Below are 24,980 nucleotides of genomic sequence, written 5' to 3'. Positions count from 1 at the left end.
CGGACTCTCCTACGGGTGCCCGGAGTGGCAGGCTTTTCCGCACCGGCACACTTCCCTGAAGCCAGCACGGCCCGCCGTGACGTCGCTCGCGGCGGGTCGTGGCGCGTCAGCGGCCGAGCGGACAGGTCGTCAGGAGCGCGGCGGCGTCGGCTGTGGGCGGACGGGGCACGGTGCGACTGGCCGGCGGCATGTGGGAGTGGGCCAGCCACCCCTCCAGGGCGGTGAAGGCCGAGCGGTGGCAGGGAACGAGCGGCCTCAGCCGATCGGGGAAGGCATCCACCAGGGAGTCGGTGTGAGTACCGGCCTCGACGCGGTAGTAGCGGTGAAGCCCGCCGCGGCCCGCCCGGTGAACCATCCGGGCGTACACGTCGGAGTCCTGGCCGATGGGAAGCAGTACGTCCAGGGTGCCGTGGATGGTGATCAAGGGCTTGCCTATGCGTCCGGTCAGCGCGATCCGCTCCACGGCCCGGCGGACTTCCGCGGGGCGGAGGGCGTAGTCGTAGTCCGCGTCGCAGGCCGGGCTTCCCGTCGGGCAGTACGGAGTGCCGGCCTCGGCCGATCCGTCGAAACCGGGGTCCAGCTCCTCGCGGTAGATGCGCTGGGTGAGATCCCAGTACACCTCGTGGTGGTACGGCCACAGGAACTCCGACCCGGCCGGGTAGCCGGCGGCGTGCATCGCCTGGCCTGCCCCCTCGGCGGCGGGCCCTCCGGCCGCGTACACCGGGTAATGGCGCAGCGTGGGAGGAAGGAACGTGAGCGGGTTCGGCCCGTCGGCACGCCACAGGGTGCCTTCCCAGTCGATGCCGCCGTCGTACAGCTCGGGATGGTTCTCCAACTGCCAGCGCACCAGGTAGCCGCCGTTGGACATGCCGGTCGCCAGCGTCCTGGTGGGCGGGCGGTGGTAGCGCTGAGCGACCACGGCGCGGGCCGCGCGGGTGAGTTGGGTGAGGCGCGAGTTCCACTCGGCGATGGCGTCACCCGGCCGGTCACCGTCGCGGTGGAAGGTGAGCCCGGTGTTTCCCTTGTCGGTGGCGGCATAGGCGTAGCCGCGGGAGAGGACCCAGTCGGAGATGGCAGGGTCGTTGGCGTACTGCTCACGGTTGCCGGGGGTGCCCGCCACGACCAGGCCGCCGTTCCAGCGGTCGGGTAGGCGGATGACGAACTGGGCGTCGTGGTTCCAGCCGTGGTTGGTGTTGGTGGCAGAGGTGTCGGGGAAGTAGCCGTCGATCTGGATACCGGGCACGCCGACGGGGGCGGCCAGGGATTTCGGGGTCAGTCCTGCCCAGTCGGCGGGATCGGTGTGGCCGGATTCCACCGTTCCCGCCGTTGTGAGCTCCGCCAGGCAACCCGCCCGCTGGTGTGCGGCACCGGGGACGATGATGTGCCGCGGGCCGGCGCAGTGGCCGCCCGGTGCCGCGCCCGCAGCGGGCGGTGTGGCCGCGGCCGTCGGCACGGCGAGGTTCAGAGAGGCCAGGGACAGGAGGACCGAAGCGGCGCGCTGGCAAGGGCGCGGCCTGGGAGTGAGGTGCGAGAGCATGCAGTACCTCTGGTTCCGAAGGCAGTGACGGGCCGGAGGTTAGGCGGCCACGACAGGCTTTCGACATGGGTGCGCCCACCACGGTCGCGGCGCTCGGAACGGGTTCCACCCCCATGCGGAGCGACGGGCCGATGCTGCCCCTCCCCCGGTCTCGACAGCCTGTGCTTCGGCCAGGTCGCGGGACCCACCAGCGGCAGGATCGCCCCCAAGTGGCGTCGGCCTCCTCGTCGAGTCCCCGCCGGGCGAGGCCGACTCGTTCCGGCGGTCGCTCTGGCCGGCGGCCGGTACAGCGCCGGGTCGGCGGGAGGCGGCGTCCGGAGACTCTGCGCGGTTCAGCGATCGGGTGGGTGGGCAGGAGGGCCCGCGGGTGGAGAGGACACCCGGCAACGTACGTGGACGACACACATGTCGAGCACCCAACCGTGTGGCATCACTACGGCTGAATCGGCGTCGAGCAGCCAGCCGCCTCACCAGGTCCCACGAGGTGTGAGCGGCGGCAGCACCTCTGCACGTGCCTGCCGATGTGTGGGTCGCTTCCATGGCAAAGCGAGGCGACCTCTTCCTAGGGTCGACGCCAATTGGCCGAGCGGACACCGACCGGAGCAGCGGTTCAAGGCGGGTCGAGCCAAGCCGTTGGTGAGGAAGGCGGTCGGTGTCCCCGATGGAGAGGGACCGAATGGGTCTGGACAAGACGGTCGTGGACGCGGCCGAGGCGGTGGCGGACATCCCCGACGGGGCGTCACTAGCCGTCGGCGGATTCGGACTGTGCGGCATACCGAGCGCACTGATCAAGGCCCTGCTGCGCCGGAAGACCTCGAGGCTGGCGGTCGTCTCCAACAACTGCGGTGTGGACGACTGGGGATTGGGACTGCTCCTGCGAGCAGGCCGGATCGCCAGGACGACCAGCTCGTATGTGGGAGAGAACAAGGAGTTCGCCCGGCAGTACCTCAGCGGTGAGCTGGAGGTGGAGCTGGTGCCGCAGGGCACTCTCGCCGAGCGGCTGCGCGCAGGAGGGGCCGGAATTCCCGCCTTCTACACCACGGCGGGGGCCGGGACGCAGATCAGCGAGGGCGGCCTGCCCTGGCGGTACGGGGCGGGCGGGAGCGTCGCGGTCGCCTCACCGCCCAAGGAGACCCGTGTCTTCGGCGGGCGCGAGTACCTGCTGGAGGAGGGCATCACCACCGACTTCGCGCTGGTGCGCGCAACCATCGGCGACCGTCACGGCAACCTGGTCTTCCGTTCCTCGGCCCGTAATTTCAATCCGCTGGCGGCGATGGCCGGCCGCATCACCATCGCGGAGGTCGAGCACCTGGCCGAACCCGGAGAGCTCGACCCCGACGAGGTCCACCTGCCCGGCGTGTTCGTCCAGCGCGTGATCCGTGTGCACCCCGGCGACCCCGCGGCAGAGCGGCGGATCGAACGCCGCACGGTCCGACCCGAGCAGGAAGGCGGCGCCTGATATGGCCCTCACCCGCGAGCAGATGGCTGCCCGGGCGGCCCAGGAGCTGGCGAACGGCACGTACGTCAATCTCGGCATCGGCCTGCCCACTCTGATCCCCAACCACCTGCCGGCCGGAGTCGAGGTGGTGCTCCAATCGGAGAACGGCATTCTCGGAGTAGGGCCCTACCCGACCGAGGCCGAGATCGACAGCGACCTGATCAACGCGGGCAAGGAAACCGTGACCACGCTGCCGGGCGCCTCGTTCTTCGACTCCGCACTGTCCTTCGGCATGATCCGCGGCGGCCACATCGATACCGCCGTCCTCGGCGCCATGCAGGTATCGGCCACAGGCGACCTCGCCAACTGGATGATCCCGGGCAAGATGGTCAAAGGCATGGGCGGCGCCATGGACCTGGTGCACGGAGCCAGACGGGTCATCGTCCTCATGGAACACACGGCCAAGGACGGCAGCCCCAAGCTCGTGCGGGAATGCACCCTGCCGCTCACCGGGCGCGAGGTGGTCCAGCGCGTGATCACCGACCTCGCCGTCCTCGACGTCACACCTGAGGGATTCCGGCTCGCGGAGCTCGCGCCCGGCGTGACGGTCCAGGAAGTCAGGGCGGCCACGGCAGCCCGGCTGACCGTGCCCGACCGGCTCGCTTCGCGGTCGCTCGCCTGAGTCGATAGCACCTGCCAGGCCGGTGACACAACCCCATCGGCGGCCACCGGGAGTTGTCCCGACTGTGGCGATCCGTGCCATGTCGCCGACACTTCGTCGACACCTACGGTTCCGGACACCGGGCCGCTTCCGACCCCCGCGCGCCGGAAGCGTTCCGGGACCCCCACATGTCACCCGAGGGAGCCGCCATGTCATCACATCCCATGAAATCCACCGCAGAGCCCGGGCCCGCGCGCCGAGCCGCCGGCCCGTCGTGGCCCAAGGCCCGACGCCGACCAGCCGCGGCACTCGCCGCAGGAATGGCCGTTCTGCTGCTCGCCGCGCTGTCCGTCGTCACCATGTCCAGTCCGGCCCGCGCGGCGGCGACACCGCTAGAAGTGACGGGCTTCGGCTCCAACCCGGGCAACCTGCGCATGTTCCGTTACGCGCCCCCGGGACTGGCCGACGGACGCCCCGTCGTCGTGGCCATGCACGGCTGCACCCAGAACGCCGCCACCTATGCGGCCAACACCGGCTGGCTGCGGCTGGCCGACACGTACGAGTTCTCCGTGGTCTTCCCGCAGCAGCAGACCGCGAACAACATGAACTCGTGCTTCAACTGGTTCGAAGCCGGTGACACCCGGCGTGACTCCGGAGAAGCGCTGTCGATCAAGCAGATGGTCGACCGCGCCAAACGGGACAACGGTTCGACGAGCGCCTACGTCAGCGGCCTCTCGGCGGGGGGAGGGATGACCTCCGCCATGCTGGCGGCCTACCCCGACGTCTTCTCGGGCGGGGGAATCATCGCAGGTCTGCCCTACGGCTGCGCCAACTCGGTATCCTCCGCCTTCACCTGCATGAGTCCCGGTGTCAGCAAGAGCCCCAAGGAGTGGGGAGACAAGGTCAGGGCGGCTTTCTCGTCGTACTCCGGGCCGCGCCCGAAGGTCTCCATCTGGTACGGCACCACGGACTCGACCGTGAAACCCATGAACGGCACCGAGCTCATGGAGCAGTTCACCAACGCCAACGGCACCGATCAGGCACCCGACACCACGGACACGGTCGGAGGCTATCCCCACCGGGTCTACGGCGGCACCGTGGAGACCTACCAGATCACCGGCATGGGGCACGGCCAGCCCGTCGACCCCGGCACAGGGCCGGCCCAGTGCGGCACCGCAGCCGCCTACATCCTGGACGTGAACATCTGCTCTGCGTACCACCTTGTCCGCTTCTGGGGCATCGGCGGCAGCGCCTCGCCCACGCCGACCCCGACCGGCACGAGCACGCCGACGCCGACCAGCACGATCCCGCCCTATTCCGATACCGTCATCGGCACCGCGACCGACCACTACGTGGCCCAGCGCATCACCGTGGCCGAGTACAACAAGCTGGGCGCCGCCCACGGCTACAACACCCCCTTCCCCCTCCACCGGTGCGAGGCGGGAATGGGCCGATAAGGCCGACTGCTCGCCCATCTGACCCGCGAGGACGGAAGCTCGCGGCAGGGCATGCCGCCCAGGAAACGCCTGCCGGGCGGCATGCCCTGCCGCGTGCCCACCGGCAACAAGCGCATCCCGCCCCCGTCGCCGGGCGATCGGGGCCGGTGCCAAGCAGGTGATTGTCGACCGCCTGCGGGCCAGGCTCGTGCACTTGCGCTACAGCGCCACCCTCCCGCCCGACCGGGGCCTGTCCTTCGTCGCCGAAGGCGGCCCCGGCTACCAGCTGACCGTATCCAGCGCCTCCGGCACGCAGACGTACGTCGGAACGCTGTCGCCCGACCGGCAGACCCTCACCTTCGAGAACGTCGACCCCACACTCACAGCAAACGGCTCGACGTCAACGCTGCGGGTGGCCGTCAGCGCCTCCAGCGACGCCCCGCTGGGCGGCCACGACGGCGGGGTGCTGGTGACCGCCGTCCCGCAGACAGCACGAACGTCCATTACACCCATATCAGCGCCGGTTCCAGCGACGACACGTGATCCTGCACGCCCGCCAGGTCCTCCATGCCCAAGGCGTTGGACCTGTCCGAGCAGGTGAGGAACAGCGTCCTCGCCGTAGGCGGTTTCGGGGCGGCGGTAAGCATCGCGCACGCACGCGGCCGGGCCGGAAAACGCGGTAGCAGCCGACGCCGTGTCAGCGTTCCGGCAATCGAGTCAGGCCGAGCAGGCCACAAGCGATGGCAAAGAAGATCATCCACCCTTCGGTTTCGGCGCAGCTCATCTTGAGCTGCGCCGCGCGGCCTCCAATGAATCCCCAGGTCACGGCACCGAACAACATCAGCAAAATGTTGCCCCGTTCCTGCATCAGCCGCATCCCCGCCCACAACAGCACCGGCATGGGTGCCATCCCCACGAGACCTGTCATGACGATCTGGAAGACCGCCTCGCCGATGGCTTGACCGTAGTTGTCAGTGGTCGAGTCGGTGTTCGCCCAGTCCCGTACGGCCGTCACCGTCCAGTACATGGCGTGGCCGGCTAACGCTCCGACGACAGCGGCCTTCACGCACCGCACGATCCTCTTGCCCATCGCCTCATGCTCCTATCGCGTGACAGCGGATGCATGAGCATCCGTACTCATGCACCCGCTGCTCGCCGCCGTGGGCTTCGGCTACGCCTCCCCCTGCTCCGCTGCCGCCTGGAAGGCCGCCCCAACTGTCGTCCGACCAACCCCTAGGCTGCGACACGATCCACCGCAGAGGCGCGGCAGTCCCACGGACTCGGCCGGAGTGCCGCGCACGTGAGGAGAACGCATGGACTTTGCGTCATTCAAAGACCACCTGGCGGCCCGCGCACCGCGAGCGATGCAAGCCCTGCGTCCTCCAGCTCAGGAGGCCGACATGCAGCGCTTGCGGGGGACGCTGCGCTGCGAACTCAGCGCGGATCTGGCGGCGACCCTTCAGGAGTGTGACGGCGCATCAGAGCCCAACGGTCGATTCCTTCCCGGAAGCTACCGCCTTCTTGGGTGCGACGAAATCGTTGAGCAGTACGTCATGCTGAACACTTTGCTCGACGAGCTCGGCGAGAGCATGGTCGGCTACTGGTGGCATCCGGAATGGGTGCCCTTCGCCACCCATATCGCAAGTGACTGCCTGTTCGTCGACATGCGAGAGGGCGAAGACCATGGACGGATCGGTGAGTTCCGTCATGAAGATCACGCTGACGGCATCTGGTCGAGTTTCGCAGTCATGCTCCATGAAGTGGCGCAGGCATTGCAGTCCGGCAGGGCGGTGCGTGAGTACGTACCGACGGTCGTTGAGGGTGAGCTGGCATGGGAGTGGGCCGATTGACGGAGCATGTCGCCGCCCTCAGCACTCAGGTACTTGTCTTCTTGTAGACGCGCCGTTTTGTAAGAGCTCGTAACGCGATCTTGTTGAGGTGTGCTGGTCGAGCGTGTCGGATGTGATGTTCTGGCCGTTGATGGTCGTGTGAGCACTCGGCCGTGGATCGTGGACGACGACCTTTGGATGCGGATCAAGCCGTTGCTGCCGGCATGGCCCGGGCGATCCCCGGGACCGAAGCCGATGGACGACCGGCTGTGTCTACAAGGCATTCTGTACGTCCTGGTGAACGACATCGCCTGGCAACTTCTGCCGCTGGGCTGGGGTTCGGCTCCGGACAGACCTGCTGGCGCCGCCTGAACCGCTGGCAGCAGGCGGGCGTATTCGATCAGCTGCACCGCGCCCTGCTCGCCGAGATGAACGCGGACGGTGCGCTTGACTGGTCCCGCGCCTGCGTGGACGGTTCCCACGTCCGCGCGAAAAAGGGGGAGCGGCGACCGGTCCGTCACCGGTCGACCGGCGGAAGACGGGCAGCAAGCACCACCTGATCTGTGACGGACACGGCACGCCGCTGAAGGTGATCACCACCGCCGCGAACGTCAACGACATCACCCAGACCCTCGCGCTGGTCGACGGCATCCCGTCCGTGGCCGGACGCCCAGGACATCCGCGGCGACGCCCCGACTGTCTGCTGGGTGACAAGGCGTACGACTCCAAAGCCGTGCGACGCTCACTGCGCAGCCGTCGGATCCCGCCTGTGATATCCCGCAAGGGTGCCCCGAACATCAAGGGTCTGGGAAAGCTCCGCTACGTCGTGGAGCAGACCTTCGCGCTGCTTCACCAGTTCAAACGGCTTACCGTCCGCTGGGAACGACGCCTCGAATTACATGACGCGTTCCTCTCGCTGGCCTGCAGCCTTATCTGCTGGCGACGCCTGAGGAAACAGATAGCGTGATCGTGAGCCGGCCTTGAACAGTCCGCTGACCATGTGCGACGCGGGCGCCGTCCGCGAGGGATCATTGCGGGACCGAGCATGTCACAGGAGCACACGAAAGGACTGCCCCGATGTCGCAAGAGATTCCGAAGGCGAGCGAACTGCTGGAGAAGCATGAGGTTGATCTGCTGCGTCGCGCGCTACTGGAATGGGGCGGGCCAGCACACTGCAGCGATCAGCTCGCCGCCGGCATGGGATTCATCGACTCGCAGGATCTGCTCGACCAGGCCCTCAGGCTGCGGAATGCACTCGGCGAGGACGCCCCGCTCACACCGGCGGACTGGGCCCGGACACTCCTGGCCACAGAGATTGTCTTCGTGAGCGACCTCGCCGGGTCGGGCGTCGAATGGCCGACGACCACCGGGCGTGATGACGAGGCGACGATCACCTTGCTGCGGGTGATCCAGAGGAAGCTGGCCAGGACCGTCAGCCCGTACTACGGAAAACGTCCGAGCGTATAGCTCGGGAGGCAGCGGGACCGCCACCACTCAACCGACATACAAGATCCTGTTATGAGCTCATAGGCACCCGACCCGAGGAAGCTGTCGGGTTGCGAGTCGCGGATGCCGCACTCCCTGAAGAAGGCTGGGGGGAGATCCTCGTTCACACCGCTCGACCAGAGGTAGGTAAGCATTGGACTGACACCGGCGAAGTCCACGAAAGCCGCCACCTCAAGGGCCGGCCTGAGGGGGACACCCGCATAGTGCCCGCCCACCCCGCGCTGGTGGCCGTTCTGCGTGACCTGATCGCGCGGGACGGTCTCCAGCCTGGAGACCTGCTGTTCCCGGGCGAACGGGGTGGGCTGCTGTCCGGAAGTGTGTTCCGGCCTGCCTGGGCCGCAGCTCGCAGGGCGGTACTGGACGAGCACCAGTATCAGTCGCCCGTCGGTAAGCGTGTCTACGACCTTCGGCATCCCTGTCTGACCACCTGGCTGAACAACGGAATCCCACCCGCCCAGGGTGCCGAGTGGGCCGGCAACAGCGTCCCCGTCCTCCTGGCCGTTTACGCTCGATGCGTCACTGGACAGCTTCCGGACCTCCAGAAGCGTGTCGAGACAGCCCAAGCCTTGCCGGACTTGGCGGCCCGAACTTCGGGACCATTTCGGGACGCAGACCCGTAGAGACTCGGCTGAAGTCGGCCGAAACCGGACTCGCGTCACTCTCTGGCCAAGGTCGCGCGCTGCTGGGGAAGGGCCGGCTGAGCGCCGCCGCTGCGGGCGCCCATGCCGGCCCCTGTCGGCGGACAGCCGGATCGCGTCACCCCGCCGCGAGCAGCACCGTTCCCACCAGTGCCAGGCCCGCGCCCGCGGCCTGTACCGTGCGCAGTCGTTCGCTGAGGATGCCGCGGGCGGCGAGTGCGGTGACGACGGGGTAGAGGGAGGCGAGTACCGCGGCGACGGTCACGGGGCCGGTGCGGGCGGCGATGCTGTACGTGCCGTTGGCGGCGACGTCCGCGAGGCCGACGAAGGCGAGTGCGGGCAGCGCGGCCATGATCGCACTCCGGCCGTCGGCGGGCAGTGCCGGGGTGCCGCGGCGCACGGAGGCGTACAGTGCGGCGCCGCCGACCGCGACGTTGCACACGCGCTGGACGAACAGGGCCAGGAACAGGCCGGTCAGCGTGGTCGACGCCTCCGCGATCAGTGCCATCACCGTGCCGAAGCCGAAGGCCGCACCCAGGGTGAGGACCAGCGTCCGGCGCTGGACGGGAGCGCCGCCGCCACCGGCGGGTCCGCTGGCCAGGACGACTCCGGCGATGGCGACGGCGATGCCGGCGAACTGGGTGAGGCCGGGTCGTTCGCCGAGGGCGAGGCCGACGCCGAGGGGTACCGCGACGCCGCCGAGTGCGCCGATCGGGGCGACGACGCCCATCGGGCCGAGGGCCAGTGCGCGGTAGAAGGCGAGCATCGCGGCCGGGCCCACCACGCCCGCGGCCACCGCGAACCACAGCCGGGGCCCGGCCTCGCTCCAGCCGCCGGTGGCCACCACGACGCCGCCCAGCACCACGACGGCCAGCAGCTGCGAGACCACGACCACGGTCAGGGCGGGCAGGCGACGGGTCAGCAACCCACCGCCGAAGTCGGCGAGCCCCCACAGGAGGCTGGTGGTCAGGGCGAAGACCGCTGTCATGGGGGAGACCTCGCAGTACAGTGTGCTCAACAGGTGGTGCAGCGCACTGTAGTGCAGTTCATTGGACTGTGTCGTTAAAAATATTGGACGGAAGCTGTGACGGACCTCGACCAGCTCACCCAGTCACTCGCCCGGAACCTCAAGCGGTGGCGCGGTGAACGCAATTTCACGCTCGATGCCCTGGCGGCCCGCTCCGGGGTCAGCCGCGGCATGATCATCCAGATCGAGCAGGCCCGGACCAATCCCAGCGTCGGCACCACCGTGAAGCTCGCCGACGCGCTCGGCGTCAGCATCACGACGCTGCTCGACCAGGACCAGGGCGCGCGGGTCCGGCTCGTACCCCGGGACCAGGCGGTGCGGATGTGGGCCACGGAGGCCGGCAGCCACACCACCCTGCTCGTCGGGGCCGAGGGCCGGGGGCCGCTGGAGCTGTGGGACTGGCTCCTGGCGCCGGGCGACAGCAAGGACTCCGACCCGCACCCACCCGGCACCGTGGAGATGCTCCGGGTCACGGCCGGCGAGCTCACGCTCGTCGTGGACGGCGAGGAGCTCACCCTGCCCGCCGGCACCTCGGCGACCTTTGACGGCGGCGTCGCCCACACGTACCGCAACAGCGGTCCGGAACCGGTGGAGATGACGATGGCGGTGTCCATCCCGCCGGCGGGCTGAACCCCGGCGGGGCCGCCCGTGGTTCAGCCCGCCGGCGTCCACCGGGAGACGTCGAGGGACAGCGCGAGGGAGTGCTCGGCGAAGCCGAGACCGCGGTACAGGCGCTCGGCGTCCTCCGTCGCGTGCAGATCGACGCGCGTGACACCCTGCGCGGCGAACCACTCCAGCAGCGCCTCCGTCGTCGCCCGCGCGAGGCCGCGCCCCCGATACCGCGCGTCGGTGCATACGGTGAAGACGAACCCGAACCGCCCGGTCGGGTGCCCCGGCGCCGGCAGCCGCTCCTCGACCCGGCCCACGGCACACGCGGCCAGGTGCGGGACGCCCCCGGGGGAGTCCCCGTCGACGACGAACGCCCCGAGCCGCGGCACCGCGGCCGACAGCTGCTCGCGGGCGATCCGCTCCGCGGTGGCCTCCCAGTCGCCGGGGGCATCGGTCCCGCTCATCGTGGCGAACATCAGGCGCCGCAGCCGGACGATCTCAGTGGCGTCCTCGGGCCGCGCGAAACGGGTCGTGATCATGAACCGACGCTAACGCACCCGTCATGACGCACCCGGCGGGCCCCTACCCCAGCGACTTGAGCTCGATCGCCGGGCAGCGGTCCATCACCATGTCCAGCCCGGCCGCGCGCGTCCGCTCGTACGCCTCCTCGTCGACGACGTCCAGCTGGAACCAGACCGCCTTCGCGCCGATCGCCACCGCCTCGTCCGCGACGCCGCCGGCCAGGTCGCTGTTGACGAAGACGTCCACCACGTCGACGGGGAACGGGATCTCGGCCAGCGACGCGTACCCCTTCTCCCCGTGGACCGTCTCGGCCTTCGGGTGGACCGGCACGACCCGCTTGCCGTGGCGCCGGAGCACCTCGGCGACGCCGAAAGCCGCCCGCCGTTCATTGGTCGACAGTCCGACCACCGCCCAGGTGTCGCCGGCCTGCTCGATGATCTTCCGGATGATTCCCGTCTCCGCATACATGCCCGCTCAACGACCGGCCGGCAGGGAGCATTCCCGGCGCTGCGCATAGGGTGGGCCGGATGCAGGACCAATACCGGACGGTCGCGCGCGAAGGCGTGCACGAGATCGAGATCAACAAGTCGCGCTTCCTCTGCGCGCTCGCGCCCGCCGCGACCGAGGAGGAGGCCCAGGCGTTCATCGCGCGTATCCGCAAGGAGCACCCCACCGCCCGGCACCACTGCTTCGCCTACGTCCTCGGCGTCGACGGGTCCGTGCAGAAGGCGAGCGACGACGGCGAACCCGGCGGCACCGCCGGTGTCCCCATGCTCCAGATGCTCCTGCGCCGCGAGGTCCGGTACGTCGTGGCCGTCGTCACCCGGTACTTCGGCGGCGTCAAGCTCGGCGCCGGCGGCCTGATCCGCGCGTACGGCGGAGCCGTCGGCGAGGCGCTCGACACCCTCGGCACCGTCACGCGGCAGCGCTTCCGGCTGGCCACGGTCACCGTCGACCACCAGCGGGCCGGCAAGCTGGAGAACGACCTGCGGGCCACGGGACGGGTGGTGCGGGAGGTGCGCTACGGCGCCGAGGTGCGCATCGAGGTCGGCCTGCCCGAGGCGGATGTCGAGGGCTTCCGGTCCTGGCTCGCGGACGCCACCGCCGGCACGGCCGGCTTCGAACTCGGCGGCGAGGCGTACGGGGACGTCTGAGCGCCGGCCGGGTCAGACGTAGTCCTCCAGGCGGGCCAGCGCGTAGCCCTGCTCCGTCACCTCGTTCAGCACCAGGCGCAGCATGTCCGTCATGGTGCCGCCCCACGCACTGGGCCCGTTGAAGTGGGTGAGGATGATGTCGCCCGGGTGGAACCGCTGGTCGTCGTGGCCGTAGTCGATCCGGTCCGCGAAGGCTTCCTCGTGCCACAGCGGTGCGGCACGGGCGCCGCACTCCTCCGCGACGGCGAGGGTGTCGGCGTCGAAGTCGCCGTAGGGCGGACGGAAGAGGTCCGGCCGGACACCGATCTCCTCCTGGAGGATGCTCTGCTGGACGCAGATCTCGCTGTACTGCTCGTCGGCGTCGAGCGTGGTCATCTGCGGGTGGTGCACGGTGTGGTTGTGGATGGAGACGCCCAGCGCGTGCAGGTCGCGGAAGTAGCCGTAGTCCTCGGCCGCGGACTCGTGGGTGAGGAACGCCGAGAGCGGGACCTTGAGTTCGCGCACCATCTCCAGGAACCGCGGGTCCTTCGCGGCGCCGTCGTCGATGGTCAGGAAGGCTATCTTCTCGGACGTCGGCACATGGGTGAACGCGGGTATGAGCCCCGCCCCCTGGTCGGCCCACTCCGGTGTCGTCAGCCGCGGCTTGTCCTTGGGCGGCGGCGGTGCCACCAGGGGTACGCGATCCAGGCCCCACTTCCTCGCGGCGGCCGCCCGTGCCTCACTGCCCTGTGCCTCACCGACCCGTGCCTCGCCCATCCGCGCCTTCCCGGCCGGCGCCTGTCCGTCGTCGGACCCGGGTTTCAGCACGTCCCAGTTGGCGCAGGACACGGCGCCCGCCAGGACGAGGAGTACGGTCAGCAGCCGGCGGGCGGCGCGGCCGCGCCGTGTTCCGGATCCAGGGCGTATGAGTCGCATATTCCGGATCCTGGCAGCGGGCCGCCGTGCCCGCTCGCCCTGTACACCCACCCGTGGCGGGGAGCCGTCCCGCCACGGGCGTACGGTCAGACGGTCTCGAAGGTGACCCGCGACGAGAGGGAGGCCGCCAGGGCGTCGACGTCCTCGGCGGAGTCGGCGCCGGCCACGAAGACGGCCGAGCGGTTGAAGGAGTCCTTCACCTCTCCGATGACGTCGCCGGGCGCGACCTGGAGGTGCGCGGCGATGACGGCGGGATGGCGGGTGAGCTCCTCCCAGCCGTGCACGGCGCGCAGCCGCCCGGCCGGGGCGAACAGGAACTCGACGCGCGCGGCGCGGGAAGCGTCGGGGACCGGGGCGGGGGCGCGGCCGAGGAGGTCGTCGACGAGCGTGCCGTAGATCTCCAGCCCCGGCCGGGCGTGCTCGACCAGCGCGTGGATGTAGTCACCGCCGCCGCGGATGTGGAACTCGCCCAGCACGACGCCGGCCGCGGTCACCCACAGCTCGATGTGGAAGATGCCGTGGCTGACGCCGACGGCGGTCAGCCCCCGCGCGACGGCGTCGCGGGCCTCGTCGGCCGTCACCTTGTCCAGGCCGGAGGGCACCCGCTGGCTGGTGGAGATGAACCCGTCGGTGACGGTCTTGCGGGTCAGGGCCAGGACCTGCGGCACCCCGTCCAGGACGATGCCCTCCGCCGAGTACTCGTCACCGTCGACGAACGTCTCGACCAGGAAGGACGAGCTCGGGGGCAGCGGACTCATCGCCGGCGCGGTGGTCTCGAACTTCCGCAGCGCTGCGGCCAGTTCGCGGGGTCGTTCGACGAGGGACACGCCGATGCTGGCCAGCCCGTCGCGCGGCTTGACGATCCACGGGCCCGGACCGGTCTCCCGCATGAAGCGCTCGGCCTCCTCCGCGTTCCGGCACACGGCCGAACCCGGCTGCGGGAACCCGCTCTCGCGCAGCCGCTGCCGGCACAGGTCCTTCGTACGGATCCGCAGCACCGCCTCGGGGTCGTTGCCGGCGAGCCCCAGCTCCCGGGCGAGCACGGCCGTCGGATGCGCCGACAGCTCCCGCACCGTCAGGACCGCGTCGATCCGGGGCGGCCCGGAGGCGGCCCAGGCCCGGCAGGCCCGCGCGTCGTGCACGTCCAGCGCGACGACGTCGTCGACGAGACCAAGCTCTTCCGCCGGCGACGCCCGCAGGCTCTCGGGGGTGTCGGCGCCCAGCAGCCGCACCCCCCGCGCGCGTGCCTGCTCGCTCAGCCGCCGGATCTGGTCCCGGCCCCAGGCCGGCATCCCGGCGTGGCCCATGACGAGGAGCGTCGGATCTGCCATGTCGGCGCACTCACTTCCTCTGGTCCTTCGGCTGCCCGGCAGCCGCTCGGGTAACGAAGAGTAGCGGCTGGTGGCCGTCCACAGAGGTAGCCGGGCGCCGGTGTCGGTCGAGCGGGATCCCCGGCCGGATATTGCCCCAAGGCACACCGTGATTTCCGGCCGCGGACGTTCCTGACGGCGAATTGACGCCGGGTTACTCCGGCGCCCATTGACAACGGCAACTCCGCGCACTGACTCTGGCATTGGGTGCCCGCGCACACGTACCGTGATTCGGCGGCACACGACCCGATCATTTCCGGCGCGCACACCGGATGATCGGCACGCCGGATCGGCCCGGACCGGCACGAAGAAATCCACGCCCGGCTTCGACACTCCGATGAGTCGCGCTCTGGAGGCGCCATATGGCACTGCCGATCTCGCCGCGCTCCCGCCCGGAATTCTCCGAGGCAGCCGAGACCGAGTTGGCCGGAGTCGAGAGAGACCTGTTCCGCCGGCTGACCATGCTGACCGACGACGGCGATCTCATCGTGGTGGCCGGCATGGTCGCCGCGGGTCGGGCCGACGTCGCGGTCATCGAGAAAATCACCGCCGGCCCGGCCCCGTGGAAGGAGCGGCTCGATCCGGAGCGGCACGGTATTCCGGCCGAGGAATTCTCCCGCTTCCAGAGGCTCTGGTACCACTTCAAGGTTCCCCACGCCCGGGCGTCCCTCGTCTGGTGGTACCTCTTCTGCCTGGCACTGGGCCGCGACGACGGCGTGGACCGTGCCCTGCTGAGGATGACCGAGTGGCTCGGTCCGCCGGACGGCGACCTGAAGTCGGTCCTCGTCGGGGCCGGGGCGTCGCTCGGCCTCCCGTCGGAGGCCGTGGTCGTCACGGACGCGGAGTGCGACGACCTCGGTGCCCTGATCGCGGCGGTCCGGCTGAGGGCCCCGCTAGTCGCCGTGACGGACGTCCCGGCGGCGCTCGGCGCGGGCCGCGCGAACGGACATGACATCGTTGGCGGATATGACTTCGTTGGCGGACATGACTTCGGTGTCGGACATGACATCGTTGTCGCCGAGCGGTCCGGCGACCGGCCCCGGGGCCGCCCGGAGGACGACCGCGCGCTGTGGCTCGGCCCGGCCCCCGCGCTGCGCCCGCTGCCGGTCGCCGCCCGGCGGGCCTGGGAAGCCCTGCCCGACCAGGAGCGCGACGACCTGCTCGCGGGCTTCGAGCGGCGGGTCTCCTCCATCGAACGGGTGCGGCTCCTGCCCGATGAAACCGTCCTCGACAACCGCGGCGTCGTCCACCTGGTCGGCGCGTGTCGCGGGACACCGGTCGCCCACTGGCCGGAATCGCGTCTCCTCCTGGCGACCCTGCTGTGGTGCTGGCACGAGGCCGGCTTCGTCCTCCAGGAGCTGAACCAGTCCTTCCTCTCCTTCCCGGCGCTCGCCCTCTTCCTGGTGCGCAAGAGCAGGGAGTACGCCGCCCGCCTGCCCGGACACCCCGCGGCCGGCCCCGGGCCGACGGACCCGGCGGCCGACGGGGTGCTGGGGCTCGCCCGGCGGCTGGGCCGGCTGCGCCGGGCCGTCGAGGAGCGGTACGAGCGGTGCCTGCACTTCGACGGCAGCAACTGGGAGCGCCGCGAGTTCCTGCTGCCCCTGTCCGTCTACCGCCGCGAGCGGCCCGTTCCGGAAGGGCTCCGCGCCCATCTGTACGACCGGTTCGGCGTCGAGCTGCCCGGCCGTACGGGCGTGGCGCCCGACTGGGACCGCTTCCTGGAACTGTGCCTGGCGGCCGGCGGCACCCCGACCCGGATCATGCAGGAACTCGCCCACTGGGCGGCGAACGCCGGGGATCTGCCGGTGGACCTCGCCATTTTCACGGTGCCGCACGGCCGGAAACTGGACGAGCCGTGGACCATGGAGTTCACGGACCTGTTCTGCTACACGGGATTCCGGGACGGATTCCGGCCGGAGGACTTCGGAATCACCGCCGACCGCGTGATGATGTACAACGTCATCGCCCAGCGCATGCGCTACAACGCGGTGAAGAAGGCGCAGAATTATGCACCGGTGATGCGGTTCCCGCCGCAGGGTTTCAACCTCCCCGACATCGCCGTGGCCGAGGACGCCAATCATGGCGGTCACACCGCGGCCGGAATCCGGCTGGCCTGCCGGCTCCCCATCGCCATCACCCATCGGGGAACCGACTGGAACGGCCTCGCGGACGTCCGGCTCAATCGTGCCGCCTACAGCCGTGACAATCGTTTCCTGCCCCGCGACATGGTCATCGGCCACCGCTATACGCAATGGGCCAAGGGCATCGCGGACGCGACCTACCGGAGGGGCCTCGGCTTCGATGAGAAGTGGACGGACAAGGTCAAGGATCTCGAAATCTGATCGAGGTTTCGCATGAGCGACAAGAATTCCCGAACGGTCCGCGGCGGAACGGCCCGCGGCCGGCCGGACAGCACGTCGGCGACCGGCGCGACGGCGACCGGCGGCAGCATCGAGGAACTGCCGGGCGAAGCCGCCCTGGTGGTGCGGTGGGGCGATCGCGCCGTGAAGGTGCCGGCCCGGTGCCCGCACCGCGGCGCCCCCCTGGCCCAGGGGACCGTCAACGGCACGTTCCTGGAGTGCCCCTGGCACGGCGCGACCTTCGACCTGCGCACCGGCAGCCGGCTGCGCGGGCCGCAGTGCGCCGATCTGGCCGTCGTCGAGGACGGGCCGGGCACGGCCGGGTGAACGGCCGGCGGCCGCGCGGCCGGGCGGCACCCCCCATGAGCGACTCACGAGGAGAGGACCGCACGTGACCTACGTGATAACGCAGCCATGCGTGGACATCAAGGACGGCGCCTGCGTCGACGTCTGTCCCGTCGACTGCATCGAGGGCGAGGCCGAGGACCGGCAGCTGTTCATCGACCCCGCCCGGTGCGTCGACTGCGACCTCTGCGCCACGGTCTGCCCGGTCGACGCGATCTACCGCGAGGAGGAACTCCCCCCGGAGTGGGAGCACTTCACGGACGTCAACGCCGCGTACTTCACCGGCGGGAAGGACGAGGCGTCGTGAAACCGGAACACGCGCCGCAGGACGAGCTCTCGATCGTCCGGTGGGCGGCGGCCACCATCGGCGCGAGGACCACCTCGCTCGACATCCCGCACGGCAGAAGGCCCGTGGACATGCACGGCGCCGCCGCCAGCGGCCGCGGCCTGGTCGGCAACGGCACCATCGGCGCCGACATCATCCGCCTCCCCGCCGGCGCCGGATTCCCCCCGCACACCCACCCCGGCCACCACGTCCTCATCGTGCTCGGCGGCCTCGGCACGATCACCTACAACGGCCGGGTCCACGGCACGGAGGCCGGCGAGATCTACCTCGTCGAGGGGTCCGTCTCGCACGCCGTCGGCGCCATCACCGACCATGTGATCCTCGCCGTCGGCGCGCCGCACATGCCCGTCTCCTCCGACCGGCGCATGGAGGTCGTGGCCTACGAGGAGGTGCTGAGCGAGATCGGCAGCCTGCACTGCCTCATCTGCGACTCCAAGTCGCAGCCGCCCGACTACCTGCACGACGTCGGGTGCGCGCACTGCCCGTGCGAGGCGTGCGCGGACGTCGACGGGGCGCGGCACTGACCCCGCGGCACCCCGAGCCGCCCGCGCCACCGCGACGACGCGGCCGCGTACCGACACCGGGAGCAGCCCATGGCACCGTCCCGCTACCACGCCCATGTCACCCACCCGGGCCTGACCGCCCTCAAGGAACGGATCGGACCCGTCCGCGACGACGTCGTCGGACACCCCGTGTACCGCGGCATCACCACCCCCGGCGCCGCCCGGATCTTCATGGAACACCACGTCTTCGCCGTCTGGGACTTCATGTCCCTGCTCACCAGCCTGCAGCGGCGGCTCACGTGCGTACGGGTGCCCTGGGTGCCCGAGGGCACGGGAGCCGGCCGGCGGCTGATCAACGAGATCGTCCTGGTGGAGGAGAGCGACGAGCTCGACGACGGCTACCTCAGCCACTTCGAGCTCTACCGCGCCGCCATGGCCGACGCGGGCGCGGACACCGGCCCCGTCGACACCTTCGTCCGGGCGCTGCGCGAGGGCGTTCCGGTCACCAAGGCGCTGGAAGTCGCGCACGTGCCCCGGCCCTCCGCCGACTTCCTCACCGCCACCTGGACCGTGCTGGAGTCGGAGCCCGTGCACTGCCAGGCCGCCGTCTTCGCCTTCGGCCGCGAGGACCTGATCCCGGACATGTTCGCGCAGGTCGTCCGCATCGAGGACCCGCACGGCACGCTGACCCGTTTCAAGGACTACCTCGCCCGCCACATCGAGGTCGACGCCGACGAACACACGCCCATGGCCATGCATCTGCTCGTCGACCTGTGCGGTGACGACACCGGCAAGTGGCGGCAGTGCGCGTCCGTCGTCGAATCGGCCCTCCGTGCCCGCGCCGCCCTGTGGACGGCCGTCCTGGAAGCCGTCACCGCCTCTTCCGCCTGACCCGCCGGGTGGGGCGTGCCCGGCCGCCGGCCGAGGCAGGCCCCACCCCTGTTCGTGGAGGTCGCCACCGTCAACCTGGATAGCCGGCGCCGTCACCGCGGAGCGGCCGCCGCGGCCGCTCCGCCGAAGCGTGCCAGGACGTACAGCGCCTCCCCGGTCAGCTCGCTCTCGGCGGCGGCGGTGTTGTCGTACATGCCCAGGACATCGAACCCGTGCCCCGTCAGGTACGCCTCCAGCTCCTTGGGGAACAGCAGGCGGAAGCGGACGTGGTCGCGCAGTGGCGGCCGGCCGTCGATGTGCCAGTCGCGGGTGCGGACCAGGAGCTGGTTGCGGCGGTCGAGGCGGTAGGCGGCCTCGGCGGTGGCCGTGAAGGCGGGGGTGTCGATGGTGAAGCGCCGCTGGAGGTCCCGGCCGTCGGGGGTGGCGATGGCGTTGGGCACGTGCAGGAACAGCAGGGTGCCGGGCGCGGAGTGCGCCGCGTACGTCTCCATCACCGCGTGCAGGTCGTCGTTTCCGTGGATGTTGGAGAGCGCCCAGCCCAGGCAGGTGATCGCGGCGAAGGCGCGGCCCAGGCGGAAGGCGCGCATGTCGCCGACGCGGAAGTCGAGGCCCGGCCGCCTGTCGCGGGCGAAGGAGACCATGGCGTCCTGGTAGTCGACGCCGACGCAGTCGTAGCCGGCCCCGGTGAAGTACTCCACGTGGCGGCCGGTGCCGCAGCCGATGTCGAGCAGTGTCGTCGCACCGCCGGCCGCCGCGCCGTGCTCGGCGAAGAGCCGCCGGCACATCCCGGGGATGTCCGTCTCGGAGCTGGGGTAGATCTCCTCGTACAGCTCGGGCTGGTCGTACAGCAGGTTGCTCAGCATGGGGTCCATGGGGTTCCTTCGCCTGGCCGGGGTGCCGTCCTCGTCAGTCGGTGTCGAAGATGATCCGTGATGCCAGGGCGGTGGCCAGCGCGTCGGCGCCGTCGGGAGTGTCGGCGCCGACGACGAGGACCCCCGAGCGGCTGTAGGAGTCCCTCGCCCGCCCGATGACGTCGCCGGGGGCGACCTGGAGGTGCGCGGCGACGACGGCGGGGTGGCGGACGAGCTCCGGCCAGCCGCGGACGGCGCGCAGCCGGCCGGGCGGGGCGAGGAGGAACTCGGCGCGGGCGCTGCCGGTGGCGGCGGGCACCGGCGGGGGCACACGGCCGAGGAGGTCGTCGACGAGGGTGCCGTAGAACTCCAGTCCGGGCCGGGTGTGTTCGACCAGGGCGTGGATGTAGTCGCCGCCGCCGCGGTCGTGGAGTTCGCCCAGGACGATGCCGGAGGCCGTCAACCAGAACTCGACGTGGAAGATGCCGTGGGTGACGCCGACGGTGGTCAGCGCCCGGGCGACCGCGGTGCGGGCCTCGTCGGCGAGCGGTTCCCCCAGACCGGCCGGGACCCGCTGGCTGGTCTCGACGAACCCCGGCCCCGTGCCCTTGCGGGTCAGGGCCAGGACGTGCGGCACGCCGCCGGTCATGACGCCCTCGGCGGAGTACTCCTCGCCGTCGACGAAGGTCTCGATCAGGAAGTACGGGGACGGGGGAAGCGGGCCCAGGGCCGGCGGGGGAGAGGCGAACGCCTCCAGCGCTGCCGGGAGTTGACCGGGTCCGTCGACCAGGGAGACGCCGATGCCGGCCAGACCGTCGCGCGGCTTGACGATCCACGGGCCCGGCCCGGTCCCCCGCATGAAGCGCCCGGCCTCACCGGCGTCGCGGCACAGGGCGGTGAGCGGCTGGGGGAACCCCGCCTCGCGCAGCCGCTGCCGGCACAGGTCCTTGTTGCGGATCCGCAGGACCGCCTCCGGGTCGTTGCCGGCGAGCTTGAGCTCGGCGGCGATCAGCGCGGTGGAGTGGACGGCGAGCTCGCGGATGGTGACGACCGCGTCGACGGGCGGCCGGGTGGCCGCGGCCCACGCCCGGCATGCCTCGCCGTCGTGGACGTCGAGCACCAGCGCGTCGTCGACGAGGGCCAGGTCACGCGCCGTCGCCCTGCGGAGGTTGTCGGCGGTGTCGGCGCCCAGCAGGCGCACCCCGCGCCGCCGGGTCTGTTCGCTCAGGCGCCGTAGCTGGTCCCGGGCCCAGGGTGTCGCCGCGGTGTTGCCCATGACGAGGAGCGTTCCGTTCGACACGCCGCCCCAACTCCCTCCGCACGCGCTTCCGGACCGGGCACCCACCGAGTATGGCCCAGCCGTTCTCCCTCCGGGAGGGCCGCGGTGGTCCGGCATCCGCCAAAGCTAAACTAGTCCAAATGGCGCGTATTTGGACATATCGATTGCTGTGGATCTTCAGTCCGCCGAGCATGGTGCTCCGTGACCCCCGCAACCGACACCCGCAACCGCCATGTCTGACCGACCCGATGCCGAGGCCGGCCGCCTCGCGTTCAGCCCCCTCGACCCCCGCCGCATGCGCGCGCTCCTGCCCGACCTCGCCCCCTGGCACTCCTCCCGCGACTTCCGTCTCCTGTGGCTGGCGGGGCTGGTGACGGTCTTCGGCAGCTTCCTGACCTTCGTCGCCGTGCCGCTCCAGCTCAAGGAACTGACCGGCTCCACCTTCGCCGTCGGTGCGGTCGGCGCCGCCGAGCTCGTACCGCTGATCATCTGCGGGCTCTACGGCGGCGCGCTCGCCGATGCCCTCGACCGCCGCACCCTCATCCTGTGGACCGAGGGCGGCCTCGGTGTCCTGACCGGCGTGCTGTTCCTCAACGCCGCGCTGCCGCACCCGCCGACGTGGCCCCTGTACGTGGTCGCCGCGCTGGTCAGCGCCCTGACCGGACTCCAGCGCCCGGCCCTGCAGGCCATGGTGCCGCGCATCGTTCCGCACGAACAGCTGCCCGCCGCCACCACCTTGAACCACATGCGCTGGCAGGTCGGCGCCATCGCCGGCCCCTCCCTGGCCGGCGTGCTCATCACCTTCGCCGGTGTGCGGTGCGCCTACCTCCTCGACACCGCCTCCTACGCCGCCTCCCTCGCCCTCACCCTGGGACTGCGCCCCTCGCCCCCGTCCCCCGGCGCCCAACGGCCCTCCCTGAGCGGGGTCCTGGAGGGCGCGCGCTACGCGTGGAGTCGCAAGGAACTGCTGGGTACGTACGTGATCGACCTCGCGGCGATGTTCTTCGCCTTCCCCACCGCGATCTTCCCCTTCCTCGCCGACGACCTCGGCGCGCCCTGGTCGCTGGGCCTGATGTACGCGGCGGGCGCGGTCGGTTCCCTGCTGGTGAGCGTGACCGCCGGCTGGGCACCGCGCGTCCACCACCACGGCCGGATGGTCGTGGGCGCGGCGGCCGGCTGGGGCGCGGCGATGACCATGGCGGGCTGGATGACCGACGTCTGGCTCGTGCTGCTGTTCCTGGCCGTCGCCGGCGGCTGCGACATGGTGAGCGGCCTGTTCCGTTCGACCCTGTGGGACCAGACCATCCCCGACGAACTGCGCGGCCGTCTCGCGGGCATCGAACTGCTCTCCTACTCCGTCGGCCCTCAACTCGGCCAGGTCCGCGTGGGCGCCATGGCCGCGCTCACCGGAGTCCGCGCCTCCGTCTGGGCGGGCGGCCTGGCCTGCCTCGCCTCGGTGGGCCTGCTGGCACTCGCCCTGCCGAAACTGCTGTCCTACGACCGGCGGACCGACGAACACGCCGTCCGGATGCGCGAACGCGAGGCGGCCGTGGCCGAAGCGGCCTGAGTGCGCATCAGCGTGTGACGCCGGAGCGATGAGCCGCAACTGCCGCTCTGGGCGGGGGAAGTTACGCGGTCTGCCGCCGCATGCCGATCGTGAAGGGCTGCCGGAGGTGGTGTGGGTGCGAGGCGTTGGAGACGCCACCCGACCCGGACGGTGCTCCGGTGTGCGGTGGCGATCACGATCACGCCGGGGGTCAGCGGCGTGTGGGCCTACGCCCGCGTCGGCGCGTCGTCCGCCGACGCGAAAGCCTCGCTGCCGCGACGGCCACCGTGGCACCCGGCCGGCGCGCGCAGGGCCAGGATGGCCATGTCGTCGTGGCCGTCACTGGGCCGGGCCTCGGCGACCGCCTTGCCCAGCGCCTCCAACGACCGCCCGGCATGGGCGACCGCGACATCCGCGACCGCACCCAAGCCCTCGTCCAGGCCATGGCCCGGATGCTCGACCAGGCCGTCCGTGAACATCAGCACCGTGGCACCCGGCGGCAGCGGACACGCGTGGTCGCGCCGGGCCAGGCCCGCGTCGACCCCGATCGGCACGTCCGGCTCGGCGTCGAGCGGGCACTGCCGGCCGTCGGCGGTCACCACCACGGGCGGCGGGTGGCCGGCGCTGCTCCACAGCAGGGACCAGCCGCCCTCGCGCGGTGCGATCCGCACCACGCACACGGTCGCCATCGTCGGTTCCGTGACCGCCTCCAGGGTGCGGTCCAGGCGGCTCAGCAGGTCGCTCGGCAGCGCGCCGGAGTCGTAGGCCAGGGCGCGCAGCATGTTGCGGATCTGCGCCATCGCGGCGGCGGCCCGCACATCGTGGCCGACGACGTCGCCGACGATCAGCACTCGGACCCCGCCGGGCAGCACCAGCGCGTCGTACCAGTCGCCGCCCAGCAGCGCGGGGTCCGCCGCCGGCTGGTACATCGCCCACGACTCGAAGGGCGCGACGTCGGGCAGGCTCGGCAGCAGCAGCCGCTGGAACTGCTCGGCCCCGGCGCGCACCTGGCCGTAGAGCCGGGCGTTGTCGATGGCGACGCCCGCCGCCCCGGCCAGCGCGATCACCACCGACTCGTCGTCGGCGTCGAAGGACTCGCCGTCCCGCCGGTCGGTGAGGTACAGATTGCCGTAGACCCTGCCGCGCACGGTGATGGCGACCCCCAGCAGGGAGCGCATCGGCGGGTGGCCGGGCGGGAACCGCGCGGCCTTGGGGTGCCGGTCGATGGCCTCGACGCGCAGCGGCCGGGGGTCGCTGATGAGCAGCCCCAGAAGCCCCCGCCCGTGCGGCAGCGCGACGTCCCGCAGCCGCTCCGTCTCCTTCTCGCACAGGCCGACGGGTATGAACTCGGCCAGCTCCGTGCCCTCTTCGTCGAGCACGCCCAGAGCGCCGTAGCGGGCGCCGACCAGCTCCATCGCCGTGGTCACGATCCGGCGCAGGACCACGGGGAGCTCCAACTCCCCGCTGATCGCCACTATGGACCCCAGTAATCCGCGCATCCGCTCCTGCGCACGGGCGAATCCGGCGGGCTCGTGCCCGGGCCGGCCGAGGATGCCGTGAACCGGCCGCGCGTCGTCTGCTTCGCTTGTCGCCACTGATCAGAGACTAGTGACTCCGTGGCCGGAGCGTGGTGGATCGACGTCTCTCGCGGATTCCTCGTCGTCGTCGAGCGGACGGACCAGGAAACCGCCGTGTCCGTCGAACGTCACTTCGTGCACGAGGTCGAATCCGTCCGCCCGGCGCGGCCGGCGCAGCCGCTTGAGCGTGGCGTACACGCCGACGTCCGGCACCCGTTCGTGGCCTTCCCGCGCCGCGTTCCGTTCGAGGGCGCCGGCGACGTCCGGCGGGAACCAGTACGCCAGCACCCGCGCCCCGTGCGCGCGGCCCGCCGCGATGAGCGGCGCCCACTCCAGCGGCGACGGATTGGTGTTGTCCACCACCACCGGGACCCCCTCGCCCAGGGCCTCCTCGACCAGCCGCATCTGCCGTCGCTGCCGGTGCCGGGCCCGCCGGAAGAGGTCCTTGCTGACCACGGCGTGCGTCCCGGTGAAGGCGCGGGCGCGGAAGGTCGACTTCCCCGACGCCTGGAGTCCTACCAGGACCACGAGCTCCAGCGGGCCGGGGCGCGGCCCGGCCCCCGGGTGCCGGCCTGCGTCCGGGTCCGGCGGTCGCTGGTGCACGCGTGCTCCTTCCTGCCGGCCTCCCCGCGCCGGGCCC

At 71.1% G+C, this 24,980-nt stretch carries 25 protein-coding genes and 1 pseudogene; 14 read left to right on the top strand and 12 right to left on the bottom strand.

Annotation, left to right across the window (positions count from 1 at the left end):
- Window positions 1–106: 106 nt before the first annotated feature.
- Window positions 107–1,537, bottom strand: a complete 1,431-nt coding sequence (locus J7E86_RS17425) for a 3-hydroxybutyrate oligomer hydrolase family protein (protein WP_215082609.1) — start codon at window positions 1,535–1,537, stop codon at window positions 107–109.
- 676 nt (window positions 1,538–2,213) lie between these two features.
- Here J7E86_RS17425 and J7E86_RS17420 point away from each other — a divergent pair.
- From J7E86_RS17420 to J7E86_RS17410, 3 genes are all read left to right on the top strand, one after another.
- Complete coding sequence (locus J7E86_RS17420) at window positions 2,214–2,996, top strand: CoA transferase subunit A (protein ID WP_215082608.1); 783 nt, start codon at window positions 2,214–2,216, stop codon at window positions 2,994–2,996.
- A gap of 1 nt (window position 2,997) precedes the next feature.
- Entirely contained in the window at window positions 2,998–3,657 is a 660-nt protein-coding gene (locus J7E86_RS17415; RefSeq protein WP_215082607.1) for a CoA transferase subunit B, read from the top strand.
- A gap of 299 nt (window positions 3,658–3,956) precedes the next feature.
- On the top strand, window positions 3,957–5,093 hold the full coding sequence (locus tag J7E86_RS17410; protein ID WP_215082606.1) for a PHB depolymerase family esterase: 1,137 nt from the start codon (window positions 3,957–3,959) through the stop codon (window positions 5,091–5,093).
- 258 nt (window positions 5,094–5,351) lie between these two features.
- Here the strand turns inward: J7E86_RS17410 and J7E86_RS17405 are convergent, their stop codons facing one another.
- Together J7E86_RS17405 and J7E86_RS17400 are read right to left on the bottom strand one after the other, a co-directional pair.
- Entirely contained in the window at window positions 5,352–5,576 is a 225-nt protein-coding gene (locus J7E86_RS17405; protein ID WP_215082605.1) for a hypothetical protein, read from the bottom strand.
- A gap of 193 nt (window positions 5,577–5,769) precedes the next feature.
- Entirely contained in the window at window positions 5,770–6,162 is a 393-nt protein-coding gene (locus tag J7E86_RS17400; protein ID WP_215082604.1) for a hypothetical protein, read from the bottom strand.
- 223 nt (window positions 6,163–6,385) lie between these two features.
- Here J7E86_RS17400 and J7E86_RS17395 point away from each other — a divergent pair, with 223 nt between their 5' ends.
- The 3 genes and pseudogenes from J7E86_RS17395 to J7E86_RS17385 all read left to right on the top strand — a co-directional run bounded on the left by J7E86_RS17395 (window position 6,386) and on the right by J7E86_RS17385 (window position 8,368).
- Window positions 6,386–6,922 (top strand): SMI1/KNR4 family protein, encoded by a 537-nt coding sequence (locus J7E86_RS17395; RefSeq protein ID WP_215082603.1) that lies wholly within the window; start codon window positions 6,386–6,388, stop codon window positions 6,920–6,922.
- Between the two features lie 177 nt (window positions 6,923–7,099).
- Window positions 7,100–7,868, top strand: a pseudogene (locus tag J7E86_RS17390) (IS5 family transposase).
- 110 nt (window positions 7,869–7,978) lie between these two features.
- On the top strand, window positions 7,979–8,368 hold the full coding sequence (locus J7E86_RS17385) for a hypothetical protein (protein ID WP_215082602.1): 390 nt from the start codon (window positions 7,979–7,981) through the stop codon (window positions 8,366–8,368).
- 795 nt (window positions 8,369–9,163) lie between these two features.
- Here the strand turns inward: J7E86_RS17385 and J7E86_RS17380 are convergent.
- Window positions 9,164–10,033, bottom strand: coding sequence for an EamA family transporter (locus J7E86_RS17380; RefSeq protein ID WP_215082601.1), 870 nt, complete (start codon window positions 10,031–10,033; stop codon window positions 9,164–9,166).
- 96 nt (window positions 10,034–10,129) lie between these two features.
- Here J7E86_RS17380 and J7E86_RS17375 point away from each other — a divergent pair, with 96 nt between their 5' ends.
- A complete protein-coding gene (locus J7E86_RS17375; protein WP_215082600.1) occupies window positions 10,130–10,702 on the top strand; it encodes an XRE family transcriptional regulator in 573 nt (190 codons plus the stop codon).
- 23 nt (window positions 10,703–10,725) lie between these two features.
- Here the strand turns inward: J7E86_RS17375 and J7E86_RS17370 are convergent, their stop codons facing one another.
- Both J7E86_RS17370 and J7E86_RS17365 read right to left on the bottom strand, forming a co-directional pair.
- Window positions 10,726–11,220, bottom strand: a complete 495-nt coding sequence (locus J7E86_RS17370; protein WP_215082599.1) for a GNAT family N-acetyltransferase — start codon at window positions 11,218–11,220, stop codon at window positions 10,726–10,728.
- Window positions 11,221–11,263: 43 nt separating this feature from the next.
- Window positions 11,264–11,671 (bottom strand): CoA-binding protein, encoded by a 408-nt coding sequence (locus J7E86_RS17365; RefSeq protein WP_215082598.1) that lies wholly within the window; start codon window positions 11,669–11,671, stop codon window positions 11,264–11,266.
- A gap of 59 nt (window positions 11,672–11,730) precedes the next feature.
- Between J7E86_RS17365 and J7E86_RS17360 the strand changes: the two genes are divergently transcribed.
- Complete coding sequence (locus J7E86_RS17360; protein ID WP_215082597.1) at window positions 11,731–12,357, top strand: YigZ family protein; 627 nt, start codon at window positions 11,731–11,733, stop codon at window positions 12,355–12,357.
- A 12-nt stretch (window positions 12,358–12,369) separates the two neighbouring features.
- On the opposite strand, the gene J7E86_RS17355 is transcribed toward J7E86_RS17360, so the two are convergent.
- Together J7E86_RS17355 and J7E86_RS17350 are read right to left on the bottom strand one after the other, a co-directional pair.
- Entirely contained in the window at window positions 12,370–13,272 is a 903-nt protein-coding gene (locus J7E86_RS17355; protein WP_215082596.1) for a polysaccharide deacetylase family protein, read from the bottom strand.
- 86 nt (window positions 13,273–13,358) lie between these two features.
- Window positions 13,359–14,603, bottom strand: a complete 1,245-nt coding sequence (locus tag J7E86_RS17350; RefSeq protein WP_215082595.1) for an ATP-grasp domain-containing protein — start codon at window positions 14,601–14,603, stop codon at window positions 13,359–13,361.
- 401 nt (window positions 14,604–15,004) lie between these two features.
- Between J7E86_RS17350 and J7E86_RS17345 the strand changes: the two genes are divergently transcribed.
- The 5 genes from J7E86_RS17345 to J7E86_RS17325 all read left to right on the top strand — a co-directional run bounded on the left by J7E86_RS17345 (window position 15,005) and on the right by J7E86_RS17325 (window position 19,087).
- Window positions 15,005–16,984: a hypothetical protein gene (locus J7E86_RS17345; RefSeq protein WP_215082594.1), complete on the top strand. Its 1,980-nt coding sequence runs from the start codon at window positions 15,005–15,007 to the stop codon at window positions 16,982–16,984.
- A gap of 12 nt (window positions 16,985–16,996) precedes the next feature.
- Window positions 16,997–17,329, top strand: a complete 333-nt coding sequence (locus J7E86_RS17340; protein WP_215082593.1) for a Rieske 2Fe-2S domain-containing protein — start codon at window positions 16,997–16,999, stop codon at window positions 17,327–17,329.
- A 64-nt stretch (window positions 17,330–17,393) separates the two neighbouring features.
- Window positions 17,394–17,654 (top strand): 4Fe-4S binding protein, encoded by a 261-nt coding sequence (locus tag J7E86_RS17335; RefSeq protein ID WP_215082592.1) that lies wholly within the window; start codon window positions 17,394–17,396, stop codon window positions 17,652–17,654.
- Window positions 17,651–18,217: a cupin domain-containing protein gene (locus J7E86_RS17330; protein ID WP_308312625.1), complete on the top strand. Its 567-nt coding sequence runs from the start codon at window positions 17,651–17,653 to the stop codon at window positions 18,215–18,217. Before J7E86_RS17335 ends, J7E86_RS17330 begins: the two co-directional genes overlap by 4 nt.
- 69 nt (window positions 18,218–18,286) lie before the next feature.
- A complete protein-coding gene (locus J7E86_RS17325; RefSeq protein ID WP_215082591.1) occupies window positions 18,287–19,087 on the top strand; it encodes a DUF3050 domain-containing protein in 801 nt (266 codons plus the stop codon).
- Between the two features lie 92 nt (window positions 19,088–19,179).
- Here J7E86_RS17325 and J7E86_RS17320 read toward each other — a convergent pair whose 3' ends face one another.
- Window positions 19,180–19,959, bottom strand: a complete 780-nt coding sequence (locus J7E86_RS17320) for a trans-aconitate 2-methyltransferase (protein ID WP_215082590.1) — start codon at window positions 19,957–19,959, stop codon at window positions 19,180–19,182.
- A 34-nt stretch (window positions 19,960–19,993) separates the two neighbouring features.
- The gene (locus J7E86_RS17315) at window positions 19,994–21,238 is read right to left on the bottom strand and encodes an ATP-grasp domain-containing protein (RefSeq protein ID WP_215082589.1); all 1,245 of its coding nucleotides are present in this window, start codon (window positions 21,236–21,238) and stop codon (window positions 19,994–19,996) included.
- A gap of 274 nt (window positions 21,239–21,512) precedes the next feature.
- Here J7E86_RS17315 and J7E86_RS17310 point away from each other — a divergent pair, with 274 nt between their 5' ends.
- Window positions 21,513–22,784 (top strand): MFS transporter, encoded by a 1,272-nt coding sequence (locus J7E86_RS17310; RefSeq protein WP_215082618.1) that lies wholly within the window; start codon window positions 21,513–21,515, stop codon window positions 22,782–22,784.
- A gap of 206 nt (window positions 22,785–22,990) precedes the next feature.
- On the opposite strand, the gene J7E86_RS17305 is transcribed toward J7E86_RS17310, so the two are convergent.
- A complete protein-coding gene (locus J7E86_RS17305) occupies window positions 22,991–24,358 on the bottom strand; it encodes a SpoIIE family protein phosphatase (RefSeq protein WP_308312624.1) in 1,368 nt (455 codons plus the stop codon).
- 3 nt (window positions 24,359–24,361) lie between these two features.
- Window positions 24,362–24,943: an ATP-binding protein gene (locus J7E86_RS17300; RefSeq protein WP_308312623.1), complete on the bottom strand. Its 582-nt coding sequence runs from the start codon at window positions 24,941–24,943 to the stop codon at window positions 24,362–24,364.
- Window positions 24,944–24,980 lie beyond the last annotated feature (37 nt).

The sequence above is a fragment of the Streptomyces sp. ISL-11 genome (assembly GCF_018614525.1).
Lineage (GTDB): Bacteria > Actinomycetota > Actinomycetes > Streptomycetales > Streptomycetaceae > Streptomyces.
The sequence above is the reverse complement of the archived record's forward strand: the minus strand, read 5'-3'. Positions and strand labels throughout refer to the sequence as shown.